This window comes from Streptococcus sp. SP8 (assembly GCF_030440045.1).
Lineage (GTDB): Bacteria > Bacillota > Bacilli > Lactobacillales > Streptococcaceae > Streptococcus > Streptococcus parasanguinis_I.
In genome coordinates, this window is sequence record NZ_JAQFJL010000011.1 from 45,404 (window position 1) to 62,762 (window position 17,359).

Annotated in this window: 13 protein-coding genes; 9 read left to right on the forward strand and 4 right to left on the reverse strand. The window is 42.4% G+C overall.

The window, feature by feature from the left end; genetic code table 11:
• Positions 1-66 precede the first annotated feature (66 nt).
• From rnr to tehB, 3 genes are all read left to right on the forward strand, one after another.
• The gene (rnr, locus tag PCY11_RS07930) at positions 67-2,427 is read left to right on the forward strand and encodes a ribonuclease R (protein ID WP_070845984.1); all 2,361 of its coding nucleotides are present in this window, start codon (positions 67-69) and stop codon (positions 2,425-2,427) included.
• Positions 2,390-2,857, forward strand: a complete 468-nt coding sequence (gene smpB / locus PCY11_RS07935) for an SsrA-binding protein SmpB (RefSeq protein WP_301362667.1) — start codon at positions 2,390-2,392, stop codon at positions 2,855-2,857. The genes rnr and smpB overlap by 38 nt, the downstream gene beginning before the upstream one ends.
• A 130-nt stretch (positions 2,858-2,987) precedes the next feature.
• Positions 2,988-3,866: an SAM-dependent methyltransferase TehB gene (gene tehB, locus PCY11_RS07940; RefSeq protein ID WP_070845986.1), complete on the forward strand. Its 879-nt coding sequence runs from the start codon at positions 2,988-2,990 to the stop codon at positions 3,864-3,866.
• Positions 3,867-4,287: 421 nt separating this feature from the next.
• On the opposite strand, the gene PCY11_RS07945 is transcribed toward tehB, so the two are convergent.
• Both PCY11_RS07945 and PCY11_RS07950 read right to left on the reverse strand, forming a co-directional pair.
• Positions 4,288-4,830 (reverse strand): TetR/AcrR family transcriptional regulator, encoded by a 543-nt coding sequence (locus PCY11_RS07945; RefSeq protein ID WP_070845988.1) that lies wholly within the window; start codon positions 4,828-4,830, stop codon positions 4,288-4,290.
• Positions 4,831-5,323: 493 nt separating this feature from the next.
• The gene (locus PCY11_RS07950) at positions 5,324-6,670 is read right to left on the reverse strand and encodes an Nramp family divalent metal transporter (protein WP_003013089.1); all 1,347 of its coding nucleotides are present in this window, start codon (positions 6,668-6,670) and stop codon (positions 5,324-5,326) included.
• 208 nt (positions 6,671-6,878) lie between these two features.
• On the opposite strand from PCY11_RS07950, the gene PCY11_RS07955 reads away from it, so the two are divergent.
• Both PCY11_RS07955 and PCY11_RS07960 read left to right on the forward strand, forming a co-directional pair.
• Positions 6,879-7,721 carry a metallophosphoesterase gene (locus PCY11_RS07955; RefSeq protein ID WP_049474334.1) on the forward strand — a complete coding sequence of 281 codons (843 nt, stop codon included), beginning with the start codon at positions 6,879-6,881 and terminating at the stop codon, positions 7,719-7,721.
• 111 nt (positions 7,722-7,832) lie between these two features.
• On the forward strand, positions 7,833-8,282 hold the full coding sequence (locus tag PCY11_RS07960; protein ID WP_045759708.1) for an Rrf2 family transcriptional regulator: 450 nt from the start codon (positions 7,833-7,835) through the stop codon (positions 8,280-8,282).
• 239 nt (positions 8,283-8,521) lie between these two features.
• On the opposite strand, the gene PCY11_RS07965 is transcribed toward PCY11_RS07960, so the two are convergent.
• Positions 8,522-9,604, reverse strand: coding sequence for a Xaa-Pro peptidase family protein (locus PCY11_RS07965; protein ID WP_024055142.1), 1,083 nt, complete (start codon positions 9,602-9,604; stop codon positions 8,522-8,524).
• A gap of 160 nt (positions 9,605-9,764) precedes the next feature.
• Between PCY11_RS07965 and ccpA the strand changes: the two genes are divergently transcribed.
• From ccpA to thrS, 4 genes are all read left to right on the forward strand, one after another.
• Positions 9,765-10,769, forward strand: a complete 1,005-nt coding sequence (gene ccpA, locus PCY11_RS07970; RefSeq protein ID WP_247923867.1) for a catabolite control protein A — start codon at positions 9,765-9,767, stop codon at positions 10,767-10,769.
• Positions 10,770-10,910: 141 nt separating this feature from the next.
• Positions 10,911-11,909, forward strand: coding sequence for a glycosyltransferase family 4 protein (locus tag PCY11_RS07975; RefSeq protein ID WP_003008161.1), 999 nt, complete (start codon positions 10,911-10,913; stop codon positions 11,907-11,909).
• A 1-nt stretch (position 11,910) separates the two neighbouring features.
• The gene (locus PCY11_RS07980; RefSeq protein ID WP_049485662.1) at positions 11,911-13,233 is read left to right on the forward strand and encodes a glycosyltransferase family 4 protein; all 1,323 of its coding nucleotides are present in this window, start codon (positions 11,911-11,913) and stop codon (positions 13,231-13,233) included.
• 353 nt (positions 13,234-13,586) lie between these two features.
• Positions 13,587-15,530 (forward strand): threonine--tRNA ligase, encoded by a 1,944-nt coding sequence (thrS, locus tag PCY11_RS07985; RefSeq protein WP_070845992.1) that lies wholly within the window; start codon positions 13,587-13,589, stop codon positions 15,528-15,530.
• Positions 15,531-15,740: 210 nt separating this feature from the next.
• Here the strand turns inward: thrS and PCY11_RS07990 are convergent, their stop codons facing one another.
• Entirely contained in the window at positions 15,741-16,790 is a 1,050-nt protein-coding gene (locus PCY11_RS07990) for a DUF389 domain-containing protein (protein ID WP_070845994.1), read from the reverse strand.
• Positions 16,791-17,359: the final 569 nt, after the last annotated feature.

Genomic DNA, 17,359 nt, shown 5'->3' on the forward strand with positions numbered 1-17,359 from the left:
ATTTTGCAAAACGATGATTATAAAATTAGATAGAAAAAAGGAGGCTGGATAACCAGCAAAAAATTAATGAAAACAGATATAAAAGAATATTTACAAGAGCATGACAAAGCCCAGATCAATGATCTGGCAGCAGCTCTAGGAAAAGAAGGATCTAAGGATTTTCGTGACTTGGTCAAAACCATCTCTCTGATGGAACGCCGTCATGAGTTGAAATTCGAGGATGATGGCTCTCTTCGTTTGGCTCAAAAGAAGGCCCCAGCCATTACCCTCAAGGGGCTCTTTCATGCCCATAAAAATGGCTTTGGCTTTGTCAGTTTAGAAGGCGAAGAAGAGGACCTCTTTGTTGGTCGAAATGATGTCAACCACGCCATCGATGGGGATACTGTTGAGATCGTCATTACCAAGGTAGCAGACCGAAACAAAGGAACGGCAGCAGAAGCTAAGATTATTGATGTCTTGGATCATAGCGTCAAAACGGTTGTTGGACAAATTGTTCTGGATGAGGAAAAGCCCAAATATGCCGGCTACATTCGTTCGAAAAATCAAAAAATCAGCCAGCTGATCTATGTGAAGAAGCCAGCCATCCAATTGGAAGGGACCGAAATCCTCAAAGTCGAAATTGATCAATACCCGAGCCGCAAACACAATTATTTTGTGGCGACTGTGCGGGATGTGGTCGGTCATGTGACAGATCCAGGAATCGATGTCTTGGAAGTGTTAGAATCCATGGACATTGTCTCAGAATTTCCAGAAGAAGTGCTGAAAGAGGCTGAGCAGGTTCCAGATGCACCGTCTGCAAAGGATTTAGAGGGGCGGTTGGATCTGCGAGAGGAGATTACCTTTACGATCGACGGAGCGGATGCCAAAGACTTGGACGATGCGGTCCATATCAAGCCGCTCAAGAACGGCAATTTTGAGCTGGGGGTTCACATCGCAGATGTCTCTTATTACGTTACAGAAGGCTCAGCACTTGATAAGGAAGCTCTAAATCGTGCAACTTCTGTCTATGTGACTGACCGAGTAGTACCCATGTTACCAGAGCGTCTCTCTAATGGGATCTGTTCTTTAAATCCAAATGTGGACCGCTTGACCCAGTCTGCCATCATGGAGATTGATCCTCATGGCAAGGTAGTCAAGCACACCATTACCCAAACAGTGATCAATACGACCTTCCGAATGACCTATAGTGACGTCAATGATATCTTAGCAGGCGACGAAGAAAAGGCTCAAGAGTTTAAGAAAATTGTCCCAAGTATTCATCAAATGGCCACCCTGCATGGTATTCTAGAAAGCATGCGGATTCGCCGAGGAGCCCTCAATTTTGATACCAATGAGGCTAAAATCCTAGTCAATAAAGAAGGAAAACCAGTTGATATCGTCCTCCGTCAAAGAGGAATTGCGGAGCGGATGATTGAGTCCTTTATGTTGATTGCCAATGAAACGGTGGCGGAGCACTTTACGCGACTGAAACTGCCGTTCATCTACCGGATCCATGAAGATCCAAAGGCAGAAAAAGTACAGAAGTTTATCGATTATGCTTCCAGCTTTGGGATCCAAATCTACGGAACGGCTAGTGAGATGAGTCAAGAAGCCCTACAAGAAATTATGCGCAAGGTCGAAGGAGAACCCTATGCAGACGTTCTCTCAATGATGTTGTTGCGCTCGATGCAACAGGCCCGCTACTCAGAGCACAACCATGGCCACTATGGGCTTGCTGCTGAGTTTTATACCCACTTTACCAGTCCCATCCGTCGGTATCCGGACCTGATGGTTCATCGAATGGTGCGCGAATATGGAAAATCCCAAGAAGTGGCTGAACACTTTGAACAAGTCCTTCCAGACATTGCCAGCCAATCCTCTAGTCGGGAACGCCGGGCTATTGATGCCGAGCGCGAAGTAGAAGCCATGAAGAAGGCTGAATACATGGAAGACTATGTTGGTGAAGAATACGATGCCGTGGTTTCCAGTGTGGTAAAATTTGGCCTCTTTGTGGAGTTGCCCAATACGGTTGAAGGTTTGATCCATATTACTAATCTTCCTGAATTCTACCATTTTAACGAACGGGATCTAACCCTTCGCGGAGAAAAATCAGGAGTGACCTTCCGTGTCGGTCAGCAAATCCGGATCAAGGTAGAAAGAGCCGACAAGATGACAGGAGAGATTGATTTCTCTTATATTCCAAGTGAATGGGATGTCGTCGAAAAAGGTCTCAAGTCTAAAGGACGTGACCGAGATGGCAATCGTAGAGATCGCAGACGCAAGGACAAAAAAGTTTCTAAGGGATCAACCGCTAGAAAAGATGACAAGCGGAAAGATTCTTCCTCTAAATCCAAAAAGAAAAAAGGGAAGAAACCATTTTACAAGGAAGTAGCAAAGAAAGGAGCCAAACATGGCAAAGGGCGAAGGAAAGGTAGTCGCGCAAAATAAAAAGGCGAGACATGACTACACCATCGTGGATACGATTGAAGCAGGGATGGTGCTGACGGGGACAGAGATCAAAAGTGTCCGTGCGGCACGCATTAACTTGAAAGATGGCTTTGCACAAGTAAAAAATGGCGAAGTTTGGCTTAGCAATGTCCACATTGCCCCTTATGAGGAAGGCAATATCTGGAACCAAGATCCAGACCGTCGTCGCAAGCTCCTTCTTCATAAAAAGCAAATCCAAAATCTGGACCAAGACACCAAAGGGACCGGAATGACCTTGGTGCCTTTGAAGGTCTATCTCAAGGACGGCTATGCCAAATTGCTTTTGGGGCTCGCTAAAGGGAAACATGATTATGACAAGCGTGAATCCATCAAGCGTCGGGAACAAAACCGGGACATCGCACGGGTCATGAAACAATACAATACACGTTAAAGAAAAAGACAGTTTTGAAACTTGTTTCAGATCTGTCTTTTTTCTTGGAGATGGGCTCTCCTTTTTCCAACTTGTAAAAAGGGGCTTTTTTCTGTATGATAAGGGTAGTGAAAGAAAAAGGAGAAGCAGCATGACACAAAAATTGATCGCCTACAAACGCATGCCTATCTGGACTAAGGATAGCATGCCAGAAGCTCTTCAAAGAAAGCACAATACCAAGGTAGGAACCTGGGGGAAGATTACAGTTTTAAAAGGTCAGTTACGATTTATTGAATTGACCGAAGAGGGGGAAGAAATCGCGAGCCACCTATTTGAAGCAGGAGCAGAGAACCCCATGGCTGAGCCCCAGGCCTGGCACCGTGTGGAAGTAGCGACGGACGATGTGGAGTGGTACTTGGAATTTTACTGTGAGCCAAAAGACTATTTCCCCAAAAAATACAATACCAATCCTGTCCATTCAGAAGTGCTAGAAGCAGTGGGAATTGTCCCAGCTGGAAAGGCGCTGGATCTAGGATGCGGGCAAGGTCGAAACGCCCTCTTTTTGGCCCAACATGGCTTTGACGTAACAGCGGTGGATCAAAATGAACTGGCTCTTGAGATCTTACAAAGTATTGTCGCTGAGGAAGATCTAGAGATGCCAGTGGGACTCTATGATATCAATGCTGCAGCTCTTACCCAAAACTATGACTTCATCATATCGACTGTGGTCCTCATGTTTTTAGAGGCTGATCGGATTCCAGCGATTATCCGCAATATGCAAGAGCATACCAATCCAGGTGGTTACAATCTCATTGTCTGTGCCATGGATACGGAAGATTATCCTTGCCAGATGCCCTTCTCGTTCACCTTTAAAGAAGGAGAATTGGCGGAGTATTACAAGGATTGGGAATTGGTCAAGTACAATGAAAATCCAGGCCATCTCCATCGTCGAGATGAAAATGGCCATCGGATTCAACTTCGATTTGCAACCATGTTGGCAAAGAAAAATAAAGAAAAAGCAGGATGTTAAGATCCTGCCTTCAGATTGAAGACAAAGTCATTTAAAAAACCTTCCTTAGGTGAGTACGGACGTTAGGTGAAATTATCCAGTGGATGATTTCAGCAATCCAAGAAGTTCCAAGACTTAGTTTTGAGCCTAGGGTCTCAAAACTCCCGAGTGCCTGAAATGTTATTGTTTCAGGCACTTTTCTCACAGCGGAAAGTTTCGGTATTTTCTTGAATCGATTTAAAAATTGGAACTCATTTTTATTTTTTTTTGCAAAATCGCTTAACTTATTTTACTTTAAAGTAATTTGTCTACATTCTAAAAGTAGGATGTTAGGATCCTGCCTTTTTGCTTTCTACAAACAAGTTGGACAAGGTGATCTGAATGTTGTTTATTTGCCAAAAAGAAAAACCTTCTCCATAAAGGTAGGAGAAGGTTGGGGAATTTAGTTCCAGTTAGCAAAGTCGCAGACGCTGAGAATGATCGTCCCGATTTCGATTGGCTCTTCCTTGGCACCGGATTCTAACCAGGTCACAATTACAGATTCAATCGTAGCGATGAAAATTTCTAGCCCATACTTGTATGGAACTTGAAAGTCTGAAATGATGTGTTCTTTCGCATGGGGAGTATCGTCTAGTGCATGGAGGGTAAAACTTCTTACCAATTTACGGAAGTCCGAGCAGCAGGATTGGGACAACGCATAAATAAAATCATAATTCTCTTTAATAGCAGTCAAGACATTGAGAAAGTTCACCTTGACAGGGCTTCCTTCAACGAAGAGGCTATCCAATTCTTGCATCATGTCCATTTTCATTTGCTCAAACATGTCGTATTTATCGACATAGTGCAAGTAGAAGGTCCCGCGGTTAATCCCAGCGGTTTCAGTTAATTGTCGAATAGTGATGCTTTCAAAAGGTTGTTGCAAGAGGAGTTTTGAGAGCGCATTTCGTAAGTCTGACTTGGTTGTTGTTTGTCTTTGGCGTACCATATGTTCCTTTCTGTAGTTGTATAAATTTATTCTTATTTATTTGACGTTAAAATAATTTATAGGTTAAATAATTTCACGACACTAACAAAGAGCATTATACTCCAAAAGAATAAATTAGACAACAATTCTCATTTTTGTACAGATAACGAAAAATGTACAAAAATTTTAAAAGTTTATGAGTGACGGGCACTGACAAGATTTTGTGAAAATCTCACAATAATTAGTGATTTAAAATAATTCCCTCCTAAAAAAATGGTCAGGAAATTTTTAGGAAATGGAGGAGCAAGATGGAAAAGGGAGTGTAATAAACCAAAAGAGGCTGGGACAAAAGTCCTAGCCTCTCAATTATTTTTGGATTGTCGAGCAAGACGCAGTGGTTGAGTGGGCTCTACTACGTTGATTTCATCAGCTTATACAGCCCTACTCAACTGTGCGGAGGTGGGACGACGAAAACGAATTCTAACGAATTACCGATTTCTGTCCCACTCTCTCTTTATTTGATAAAAGTCGTCACGATCAAATTGAAATTTAAGATAGTTAAGACAATCGCAACGAGATAGCCTAAGAAAGTATTCCATTTCGCATTAACATGTTCTCCCATGATTTCCTTGTTGGAGGTGAAATAAACCAGAGGGAAGATGGAGAATGGAAGAGCCGCTGATAGGAAGACTTGAGAGTAGACTAGAAGGTCGTCGAGGACATGTTCCTGATCTCCAAATAAGATCGCAACGATGATGACAGGAAGAAGGGCAATGATCCGAGTCATGAGACGAACGACCCATTGTGGCAGGCGGAATCTCAAGAAACCTTCCATAACGATTTGACCGGTTAGGGTCCCAGTAATGGTTGAATTTTGACCACTAGCTAACAAAGCGATGGCAAAGAGAGTGGACAAGAAAGGACTTGCGATGGCACCAGCAATATGGTTATCCTTGAGGGCATTGTACATGCTAGAGAAAGCACCAATCTTATCTCCGTGCCCGAAGAAGAGGGCCGCTCCAAGAATCAAGAGGAGGGAGTTGACGACGAAAGCCAAACTCAATTCAATATTTGAATCCCAGGTCATAAAGCGCACTGCCCGTTTGATATCTGCTGGATCCTTATAATCAACTTTTCGCGTTTGCGAAATGGAAGAGTGGAGGTAGAGGTTGTGGGGCATTACCGTTGCCCCGATGATTCCAAGTGCCAAGGTCAAGGCTTCATTTCCTTTTGGAAGCCCAATTCCCAGTACTTCTTTTTGAGGCAGGAATCCAGCAAAGATTCCCCCGATATCTGGTTTCGATAGGAAAACCAGATAGCCGAAAATTGCAAGGATCGTGAGGATCAAGGTTGAAACGATGGCCTCGATCTTTCGAAATCCTAGATGCATGAGCCCCAATAAGAGGAAGACATCAAAGATGGTGATCAGAATGGAAAAAAGCAAGGGCCAGCCAAAAAGAAGGTGGAGGGCAATCCCTGATCCGATGACTTCTGCTAAATCTGTCGCCATCAGGGCAAGCTCGATCACAATCCAAAGGGTATAGCGAAGCCATTTTGGCAAGTGATGGGCGGTTGTTTGGGCCAGGTCCTTACGATGGACAATTCCTAGTTTACCAGCCATTTGTTGCAACTGCATGGCGATTAAAGAGGAGAGAAGAACCACTGATAAGAGTAGGTAACGGTATTGGGCCCCTCCGACGACACTAGTAATCCAGTTTCCCGGATCCATATAGCCGACAGCTACTAGACTTCCTGGTCCTGAAAAGAGCAGGAGGGTCTTCCAAAAAGGGATGCCTTTTGGTACGTCAATAGATTGGTTGATTTCTTGAAGTGATTTCCTTTCAAACTGTTGTAAACTCATGATGAGCCTTCTTTCTAAGAATAAATCAATTTGTCTCCATTATAGCATAAAATATATAATAGTTCATGATAATGAGAGGTTTCTTGCCCTTTTTAGTGAAAAATCATTTGAAAATCAAATAAATAGAAAAAAAGGAACTTCCTATAAATAGTTGTTTCAGGCTGAAAGATTTTTGAGGCTTTGTTATAATGGAGAGAAGGAGAAGATCATGACTAAAATTGCTTTACTTTCAGATATTCATGGAAATACGACAGCTTTGGAAGCTGTCCTTGAGGATAGTCGAAAAGCCAAGGTGGATGAATATTGGCTCTTGGGTGATAGTTTGATGCCTGGAACAGGCAGACGCGCCCTTTTGGAGCTGTTAGAGGAGCTTCCTATTACGGTGAAAGTCCTTGGAAACTGGGAAGATAGTCTTTGGCGCGCCATGAGGGGGATGTTGGATGAGACTAGATCAAGCCATCGCTACCTTATGCGCCAGTGTCAATATATTCTTGAAGAAATCACGCCTCAGGAAATTGAAGCCATGCAGGAAATGCCCATGCAGGTCCATAGAGAAATCGCCGGTTTAAAGATCGGCATTACCCACCACTTACCCGATAAGAATTGGGGTCGGGAATTGATCCACATTGGTGAGCAGAAGGATTTTGATCGCTTGGTGACAAATCCGTCTTGTGATATTGCAGTCTACGGACACATTCACCAGCAGTTTTTTCGCTACGGGACAGGAGGAGAACTGATCATCAATCCTGGGTCGATCGGTCAACCTTTCTTTTTGGAAAAGAATCTTCGCAAGGATCTTCGGGCCATGTATGCCATTCTTGAATTTGATCAAATGGGGCTAAAAGATATCGATTTTAGACGGGTGGATTATGATGTGCAAAAAGAACTCCAACTTGCTAAAGACCTCCATCTTCCTTATTATCAAGTGTATTATGAAAGTTTGGTCAATGGCATTCATCATACCCACGATCATGAGCTACTTCATGAGATTGAGCAGAGAGAAGGTCATGATCGAGAAATCGATGCTTGGTTAGAGGACTTTTTTCAATAGTGTAACTGTTGACATTACAACAAAAACTAGTATAATAAGGGTAGTAAGAGTCGTCTGTTGACAATCGTCCAATGGATGTCACTTTTAGAACAGGCAGAAAGGAGAAAAGACATGCAAATTTCGAGTCGGTTTACCATTGGAACCCATGTACTAGTGATGATTGCCCTAAAAGGGGACTGTACCAAGGTGACCAGTGATATGATTGCTGAGAGTGTTGGGGTGAACCCGGTCATTATTCGAAAGACCTTGTCTCAGTTAAAGAAAGCGGGATTGATCCATGTAGCGCGTGGGACAGGAGGAGCTGAACTCGCTAAAGCAGCAGATGAGATCAGTCTGCTGGATATCTATCAAGCGGTCGAATGCTTAGGTTCGACAGGCCAATTATTTGGTTTCCATGAAAACCCCAATCCAAATTGCCCAATAGGTCACAATATCCATCATGTCTTAGATGGGAAGCTCGAAGACATTCAGACTGCTATGGAAAAAGAGATGGCTCAAACCAGCCTAAAAGAAGTCGTAGAAGACGCGCAGAAAAGAATGGACCTCGAATCGGTTTCATAAGAAAAAAGAGAGTGGGACAGAAATCGGTCATTCGTTAGAATTCGATTTCGTCGTCCCACCTCCGAACAGTTGAGTAGGCTGTAAAAGCTGATGAAATCAGCGTAGTAGAGACTACTCAACCACTGCGTCTTGTTCGACAATCCAAAAACAATTAAGAGGCTAGGACTTTTGTCCCAGCCTCATTTTTTATATTTATTGACGAAACATTCTGTTTGCTGCGACTTGGATCTACAAAAGGATTAGTCAAAGTAAAGCAAGTCTTTGCTGGTTTCTGTAAAGAGTCCAAAGCCGTCTTTTGTGACATAGCCGCAGTCTTCGATACGGACTCCGACTTTACCTGGGATATAGATCCCAGGTTCGACTGAGAAGCACATGCCTTCTTCAAGCACCAGGTCATTTCCTTCCATAATAGAAGGGAATTCATGCACATCCATACCGATACCGTGTCCAAGGCGGTGGTTGAAGTATTCACCATAGCCAGCTTTTTCGATGACGCTCCGTGCAGCACGGTCAACGTCATGTGCGGTTACACCAGGTTTGATCATATCGATGGCTGCTTGTTGAGCTTCTAACGTCAAGTGGTAGATTTCTTTTTTGAAATCATCCGGTTTTCCAACCGCGACGGTACGGGTCATATCTGATGCATAACCATTGACCATACAGCCAAGGTCAAAGAGCAAGAGAGCATTGTTTTCGACTTTATTGCTTCCAGGAATTCCGTGTGGGTTAGCTGCATTATTCCCCGTCAAGACCATAGTTTCAAAGCTCATTTCATAGCCCAAGCGTTTGATGCCAAAGTCGATTTCTGCCACGATATCAGTTTCCGTTTTATCCAGTGAGATGGCGTCAAAACCCATATTGACAGCCTTATCTGCGTATTGACCGGCCACCAACATCTTTTGGATCTCATCAGCAGATTTGATCAAGCGCATGCGGTTAATCCGTGGTGTTAAGTTAGTAAATTCCGCTTTTTCAAAGACAGTGCGCAATCCATTGTACTTGGTCAGAATCAAGTTATCATATTCAAGTGCAACAGTTTTGGCATCTGGTTTAGCGATAGCCCCTTTAATCTTTTCCCAAGGGTTTTCAGAATCTACATAGCCAACTACTTGGAAATCGACAACTGCAGTCGCCCGTTCCACTTCAAGTGCAGGAACGAAGAGAAGGGGTTCGTGGTCTGTATAGACGAACAAGAAGAGTTGACGTTCGTGGGGATCACTGTAAAATCCAGTCAGGTAATTGATGGTGACAGGATCGGATACAACAGCGACATCTGTTTTTTCAGTTTCAAGAAAATCGACGATTTGATCTAATTTAGACATAATGCTACCTTCTTTCTATGGATCTATTTTGTCAAATTTTCCCCAAAAAAGCAAGAGTTTACAAAATTTTACCAAAATACTTGAAAGTGTTTACAATACATGATAAAATAGGATTAATTAGAGAGTGAAAACGAAATTTTCAACAATGAAAGGAAATCTTATGAATACAGACGATACAGTTACAATTTATGATGTCGCCCGTGAAGCAGGGGTTTCAATGGCAACCGTTAGTCGTGTAGTAAATGGAAATAAAAACGTTAAAGAAAATACACGTAAAAAAGTTTTAGAAGTGATCGAACGCTTGGATTACCGTCCAAATGCTGTTGCGCGTGGTCTTGCCAGTAAGAAAACCACAACAGTCGGTGTTGTGATTCCAAACATTACCAACAGCTATTTCTCTACCTTGGCTAAAGGGATTGATGACATTGCCGAAATGTACAAGTACAACATCGTTCTTGCAAATAGCGATGAAGACGATGACAAGGAAGTTTCAGTGGTAAACAACCTCTTTTCAAAACAAGTGGATGGGATCATTTTCATGGGCTATCATTTGACAGAAAAGATTCGTTCAGAATTTTCACGCTCTCGGACGCCAGTTGTCCTTGCTGGGACAGTGGATGTTGAACACCAATTACCAAGTGTCAATATCGACTACAAGCAAGCGACTGTGGATGCTGTTGCACAATTGGCAAAACACAACAAGAAAATTGCTTTTGTAAGTGGCCCATTGGTGGATGATATCAATGGAAAAATCCGTTTGGCTGGCTATAAAGATGCCTTGAAAGCGAAAAAATTGAGCTACAGCGAAGGACTTGTCTTTGAATCCAAGTACCGTTATGATGAAGGTTACAACTTGGCAGAACGCATCATTGCGTCTAAAGCAACAGCTGCCTTTGTGACAGGGGATGAATTGGCTGCAGGTCTCTTGAACGGCTTGTCTGATCACGGTATCAAAGTACCAGAAGACTTTGAAATCATTACTAGTGATGATTCACAAGTAACTCGTTACACACGTCCAAATCTATCAACGATTGGCCAACCTTTGTATGACCTTGGTGCGATCAGTATGCGCATGTTGACCAAGATCATGCATAAAGAAGAGTTGGAAGAACGCGAAGTACTGTTGTCTCATACGATCAACCAACGTGGAACGACCAAAAAATAAGGATTAGTTGACTAGAGTCTCGACTTGGGAAGACGTGTCTACTAGTCTGAGAGGTTAGAACAGAACTGTTCTAGCCTCTTTTTTATACTGCAAACAGGTAGAGACTTGCTGGGCACTCTTTATTTCGGTATAATAGAAGGTATGAAAGTTTTACTGTATTTAGAAGGAAAATCTGTATTACAAAAATCAGGAATTGGTCGAGCCTTGCAGCATCAAATGCATGCGCTTGATTTGGCTGGGATTCCGTATACGACAGATATTTTAGGAGATTATGATGTGGTGCATATCAATACCTATGGCCCACGGAGTTTCCTTTTGCTCCATGCAGCAAAGCGTCGTGGAAAGAAAGTCATCATGCATGGCCATTCAACCCGTGAGGATTTTGAAAATTCCTTTATCGGGTCTAACTTTTTTGCGCCCTTGTTTGGAAAGTATTTGGCTCACATGTACCAAAAGGCAGACTATGTGATCACGCCATCTGAATATTCTAAACACCTGATTCAGTCTTATGGGGTGACCACACCGATTATCGCGGTCTCCAATGGAATTGATTTGGAAAAATACAAGAAGGATCCGAAAAAAGAAGAGGTCTTTCGAAAGCATTTTAATATCCAAGAAGGCCAAAAGGTTGTCATCTGTGCAGGGCTTTATTTTAAACGCAAAGGGATTGAAGATTTCGTAGAAGTGGCCCGTCGCATGCCGGATGTTCGCTTTATTTGGCTAGGTTCTATCAACAAATGGATCATTCCGCGTAAGATTCGTCGTATCGTGGAAAAGGATCATCCGAGTAATGTGGAATTCCCTGGCTACTTCAAGGGAGCGGTCTTCCAAGGGGCTATGACGGGTTCAGATGCTTTCTTCTTCCCATCTTATGAAGAAACAGAAGGAATCGTTGTTTTGGAAGCCTTGGCCAGTCATCAGCACACGGTCTTGCGGGATATTCCAGTATACAATGGCTGGATCGACGAGACGTCCTCTGAATTGTGCCATAATGTTGATGAATTTGTGGATTCCTTGAACAAGGTCTTGAACGGACAAGTAGACAAGCGGGAGGCGGGCTACAAGGTTGCTGAAAGTCGTTCGATTGACTTAGTGGCTTATCAATTGGTCGAAGCCTATCAAACAGTTTTGGAGATGTAAGATGCGTGTAGGATTATTTACAGATACCTATTTCCCGCAAGTTTCGGGAGTGGCGACCAGCATTCGGACGCTCAAAACAGAATTAGAAAAATTGGGTCACACGGTCTTTATCTTTACGACAACGGATAAAGATGTCAACCGCTATGAAGATTGGCAGATCATTCGGATTCCAAGTGTGCCTTTCTTCGCCTTTAAGGACCGCCGCGTTGCTTATCGTGGCTTCTCAAAGGCGCTTGCCATTGCCAAGCAATACCAGCTGGATATTATCCATACCCAGACTGAGTTTTCACTGGGCCTTTTGGGAGTGTGGATTGGACGCGAGTTGCGGATTCCAGTCATTCATACCTACCATACCCAGTATGAGGACTATGTCCGCTATATTGCAAGAGGCATGGTCATTCGCCCAAGTATGGTCAAATACATTGTCAGAAGTTATATGAATGATCTGGATGGCGTGATCTGTCCAAGTGAGATCGTCTATGACTTACTTCAAAAGTACAAGGTCAAGGCAGAAAAACGTATTATTCCGACAGGGATTGATTTGGCTAAGTTTGACCGGCCGGAAATCACTCCGACAGAGACAGCTGCTCTTCGTGAAAAATATGAAGTCGCAGAAGATGAAACGCTCTTATTGAGCCTGTCGCGGGTTTCTTATGAAAAGAATATTCAGGCTGTTATTGCGGCTCTTCCTGATGTCCTCAAGGTCAATCCAAAAGTTAAGTTGATCGTTGCTGGAGATGGTCCTTATTTGGATGATTTGAAAAAACAAGCGGCGAAACTGGGGATTTCAGATGCGGTTGTCTTTACAGGGATGATCCCACCAAATGAGACAGCTCTTTACTATAAGGCGGCTGACTTCTTTATTTCAGCTTCAACGAGTGAGACGCAAGGGTTGACCTATTTAGAGAGTATTGCAAGTGGTACTCCGATTATCGCTCATGGCAATCCTTATCTCGATCATGTGATTGATGACCCTATGTTTGGAAAGCTCTTTTATGAGGAGAGCGATCTGGCACAAGCGATTCTTGAAGCGATTGACGAGATGCCTGCAATTGATGAGACCAAGTGGGCAGAAAAGATTGATGATATTTCTGCAGCAACCTTTGGCCGTCGGGTCTACGAATTTTACCTGGATAAAATCATCTCTAAAGACTTTTCAAATGATTTGAATCCTGAGCAAAGCCGGGTTAAGCGGATGTCTAAGACCATTGTGAAAATCCCGACCAAGGTGATTGCTCTTCCGGTCAATGGATCTGTGAAGATGATGAAGGCTTCGGTCAAACAAGTGAAGAAAATCCGTAAAATCACGCATTTCTTTGATTGAAAATGAAATTTTTTCTTGCAAAATTTTTCAATCGTGCTATAATAACTGACAGAGACATATCAAATCTAGGAAATCTGATAGAGAGCGCGTGGGGCTGGAAATCGCGTAGAGGATAGGTTTGGGACTACTCGTGATTCTTTTATGCAAACATAAAACGGTGGCTACGTTAGAGCCAATCAGAGGTGTCCCTCTTTTTTGAGGAACATAAATGAAGGTGGAACCACGTTGCGACGTCCTTTCGAGGAGGTCGCTTTTTTGATTTCTTAATGAAGAAATCTAAAGAAGAGATGATTCCAATGTTCAAAGACACCTCCCACCCATTTAGCTACTAAAAACTTTATAAGGAGAAAATCATGATTCAAATTACTTTCCCAGATGGCGCTGTTCGTGAATTCGAATCTGGCGTTACTACTTTTGAAATTGCCCAATCAATCAGCAATTCCTTAGCAAAAAAAGCTCTTGCTGGTAAATTCAACGGCAAATTGATTGACACAACTCGTGCTATCACTGAAGACGGAAGCATTGAAATCGTGACACCTGATCACGAAGATGCTCTTCCAATCTTGCGTCACTCAGCGGCTCACTTGTTCGCTCAAGCAGCTCGTCGCCTCTTCCCAGATATCCACTTGGGTGTCGGTCCAGCCATCGAAGATGGTTTCTACTACGATACAGACAACCAAGCTGGTCAAATCTCTAACGAAGACCTTCCTCGTATCGAAGAAGAAATGAAGAAAATCGTTAAAGAAAACTTCCCATCTATTCGTGAAGAAGTGACTAAAGATGAAGCGCGTGAAATCTTCAAAAATGATCCATACAAATTGGAATTGATCGAAGAACACTCTGAAGACGAAGGTGGTTTGACGATCTACCGTCAAGGTGAATACGTGGATCTCTGCCGTGGCCCACACGTTCCATCAACAGGCCGCATCCAAATCTTCCACCTTTTGAATGTGGCAGGTGCTTACTGGCGTGGAAATAGCGATAACGCTATGATGCAACGGATTTACGGTACCGCTTGGTTCGACAAGAAAGATTTGAAGAACTACCTTCAAATGCGTGAAGAAGCTAAAGAGCGTGACCACCGTAAACTTGGGAAAGAGCTGGATTTGTTCATGATTTCTCAAGAAGTTGGTCAAGGTCTTCCATTTTGGTTGCCAAATGGTGCGACCATCCGTCGTGAGTTGGAACGCTATATCGTTGATAAAGAAGTCGCAGCAGGCTACCAACACGTCTACACTCCACCAATTGCTTCTGTAGAACTTTATAAGACTTCAGGTCACTGGGATCACTACCGTGAAGACATGTTCCCACCAATGGATATGGGGGATGGAGAAGAGTTTGTTCTTCGTCCAATGAACTGTCCTCACCATATCGAAGTTTACAAACACCATGTGCACTCTTACCGCGAATTGCCAATCCGTATCGCTGAAATCGGTATGATGCACCGTTATGAAAAATCTGGTGCCCTTACAGGACTTCAACGTGTGCGTGAAATGTCTCTGAATGATGGTCATACCTTTGTGGCTCCAGAACAAATCGAGGAAGAATTCAAGAAGATCCTTCAATTGATCATCGATGTGTATGAAGATTTTAACTTGACAGATTATCGTTTCCGCTTGTCTTACCGTGATCCTGAAGACAAACACAAATACTTTGACAACGATGAAATGTGGGAAAATGCTCAACGTATGTTGAAAGCAGCCGTTGATGATATGGGTGTTGAGTACTATGAAGCTGAAGGGGAAGCAGCCTTCTACGGACCAAAATTGGATATCCAAGTGAAAACAGCTCTTGGTAAAGAAGAAACTCTTTCAACGATCCAACTGGACTTCTTGCTTCCAGAACGCTTTGATCTTCATTACATTGGAGCAGACGGGGAAGAACACCGTCCAGTTATGATCCACCGTGGGGTTATTTCAACTATGGAACGCTTTACTGCGATCTTGATTGAAAACTACAAGGGAGCTTTCCCAACCTGGCTTGCGCCACACCAAGTAACCCTCATCCCAGTATCGAACGAAAAACACGTGGACTACGCTTGGGAAGTAGCTAAGAAACTTCGTGACCGTGGTGTCCGTGCTGATGTAGATGAACGCAATGAGAAAATGCAGTTCAAGATTCGTGCTTCTCAAACTCAAAAAATTCCTTACCAATTAATCGTTGGGGACAAGGAAATGGAAGAGCAGGCTGTAAACGTTCGCCGTTATGGTCAAAAAGAAACAGAAACCATGCCGGTAGATGCATTTGTAAAATTGATTCTTGCAGATATTGCAAATAAATCTCGTGTTGAGAAATAAAACGATCACAGTCTGATAAATATTTTTAGTAAGAAAAAGCAACAACTATTTCAGTTGTTGCTTTTTCTATTTTGTTTAACCTGAGCTAGTAGTGATCGGTCAAACCACTACAAATAGTATCCCCATCAACAATCCTTTCTATCCATGAACTTTTGGATATAGGATATCCTCCCAAGATTTGCTTCCATGAGTTAGATAAGTTGACTATCCTCAATCCTTGTCTGCTTCATTTTCTTTTACGAGATCGTTTTGTGAATCTTTTTCAGAGAGTTTTTGATCGATATACTTGTCAATGTTTTCGTAAAATTCCTTGGTCGTCTCACTATCTAATTTTGTCGAATTATGGACTTGATTGACTTTCAATTGAACAGATTGAATACCGTAAGAGTCTTGTTTTTGGCGAATGGTTTCTAATTCTTCTTCTGAAATCGGATCTCCAACAACTGTCAAGACCAATTCATTGCTACTTGACTTGTAGACTTGATTAATGATCGTATGATTAGAGAACTCTTTGCCTACAAACTGTTTAATCCCTTCTTTTCGTGCTTGATCCATCGTCAGAGTGACTGCTGAATAGCTGGCTGGAAGAACCAATAATACAATCAAGGATATCAGCCCAATTCTCATTTTAATGTTTAGCTCTTTAAATGAACTTAAAGGAGATTTTCTCATCATAATTCTTGTTCCAACAATATTGATTAGCATGATAAAGACACAGTTGATCAAGAAAAGATAGAGAGCCCCAAATAAAAATCGTACATTTCCATTAGTTAAACCATAGCCTGCAGTGCAGATAGGTGGCATCAGAGCTGTTGCAATGGCTACTCCTGGCACGATATTGTTTGCTTCTTTTTTTCTTGAACCAATGACACCTGCTATCCCACCCGCAATAGCAATGAGAACATCCCAAATGGTTGGAGAGGTTCGTGCAATCAATTCGCTACTTGCATAAGATAAGGGAGAAATCCAGAAATATAGAGTCGAGACAAGCAAACTGACCAATACTTGAGTAAATAAAACCCCTAGAGATTGCTTGATTAAACGCGTATCAAAAATAGCTAAACCAAACCCCAGTCCAATAATCGGTGTCATAAGAGGGGAAATCAGCATGGCTCCAATAATGACAGCTGTTGAATTCATATTTAGACCTATAGAGGCAATAAAAATCGAACACATCAAAATCACTGTATCTCTTAATCGAACATGAAGGTCATCATATAGTTTCTCGCGGAATTCACGTGTTGAATAGTTTCCGGACATTGGTTACTCCTTTTATTTCATATAATCTTGTTTCTGCATGGATGATGGTAGAGAGACGTATGTCCAATTTGACATATTCTTAATTTTCATTTGTAATTCTTTTGAACATTATCTTTTAAATATCTATCAATCCATCCTTGATATTATATCAAAAAATTTACAGTCTTTCTCTGAAGAAATCAATTAATTTAAAAGATAGAGAAAGGAAGAAATTTTAGATTCCTTATTCAAAGAAGAAAGATCGGTATCTCCTCTGAAAGTAGATACCGTTTTAATGTTTAAACATGATGAGTTTGTAGCAGAAATCCTAGCTGATGTCGCCAACAAATCACGTGTTGAGAAATAATGAAAAAATAAAAAGATTGAGGATAAAACAATCTAAAAAACCTTCCTTAGGTGAGTAAGAACGTCAGCGAACTTCTATGAAGTTCCAAAACTCCCGAGTGAGAGTGGGACAGAAATCGGTAATTCGTTAGAATTCGATTTCGTCGTCCCACCTCCGCACAGTTGAGTAGGGCTGTAAAAGCTGATGAAATCAGCGTAGTAGAGCCCACTCAACCACTGCGTCT

Coding starts and splice junctions, on each gene's coding strand:
- rnr (WP_070845984.1), top strand. CDS start 67: ATGAAAACAGATATAAAAGAATATTTACAAGAGCATGACAAAGCCCAG.
- smpB (WP_301362667.1), top strand. CDS start 2,390: ATGGCAAAGGGCGAAGGAAAGGTAGTCGCGCAAAATAAAAAGGCGAGA.
- tehB (WP_070845986.1), top strand. CDS start 2,988: ATGACACAAAAATTGATCGCCTACAAACGCATGCCTATCTGGACTAAG.
- PCY11_RS07945 (WP_070845988.1), bottom strand. CDS start 4,830: ATGGTACGCCAAAGACAAACAACAACCAAGTCAGACTTACGAAATGCG.
- PCY11_RS07950 (WP_003013089.1), bottom strand. CDS start 6,670: ATGAGTTTACAACAGTTTGAAAGGAAATCACTTCAAGAAATCAACCAA.
- PCY11_RS07955 (WP_049474334.1), top strand. CDS start 6,879: ATGACTAAAATTGCTTTACTTTCAGATATTCATGGAAATACGACAGCT.
- PCY11_RS07960 (WP_045759708.1), top strand. CDS start 7,833: ATGCAAATTTCGAGTCGGTTTACCATTGGAACCCATGTACTAGTGATG.
- PCY11_RS07965 (WP_024055142.1), bottom strand. CDS start 9,604: ATGTCTAAATTAGATCAAATCGTCGATTTTCTTGAAACTGAAAAAACA.
- ccpA (WP_247923867.1), top strand. CDS start 9,765: ATGAATACAGACGATACAGTTACAATTTATGATGTCGCCCGTGAAGCA.
- PCY11_RS07975 (WP_003008161.1), top strand. CDS start 10,911: ATGAAAGTTTTACTGTATTTAGAAGGAAAATCTGTATTACAAAAATCA.
- PCY11_RS07980 (WP_049485662.1), top strand. CDS start 11,911: ATGCGTGTAGGATTATTTACAGATACCTATTTCCCGCAAGTTTCGGGA.
- thrS (WP_070845992.1), top strand. CDS start 13,587: ATGATTCAAATTACTTTCCCAGATGGCGCTGTTCGTGAATTCGAATCT.
- PCY11_RS07990 (WP_070845994.1), bottom strand. CDS start 16,790: ATGTCCGGAAACTATTCAACACGTGAATTCCGCGAGAAACTATATGAT.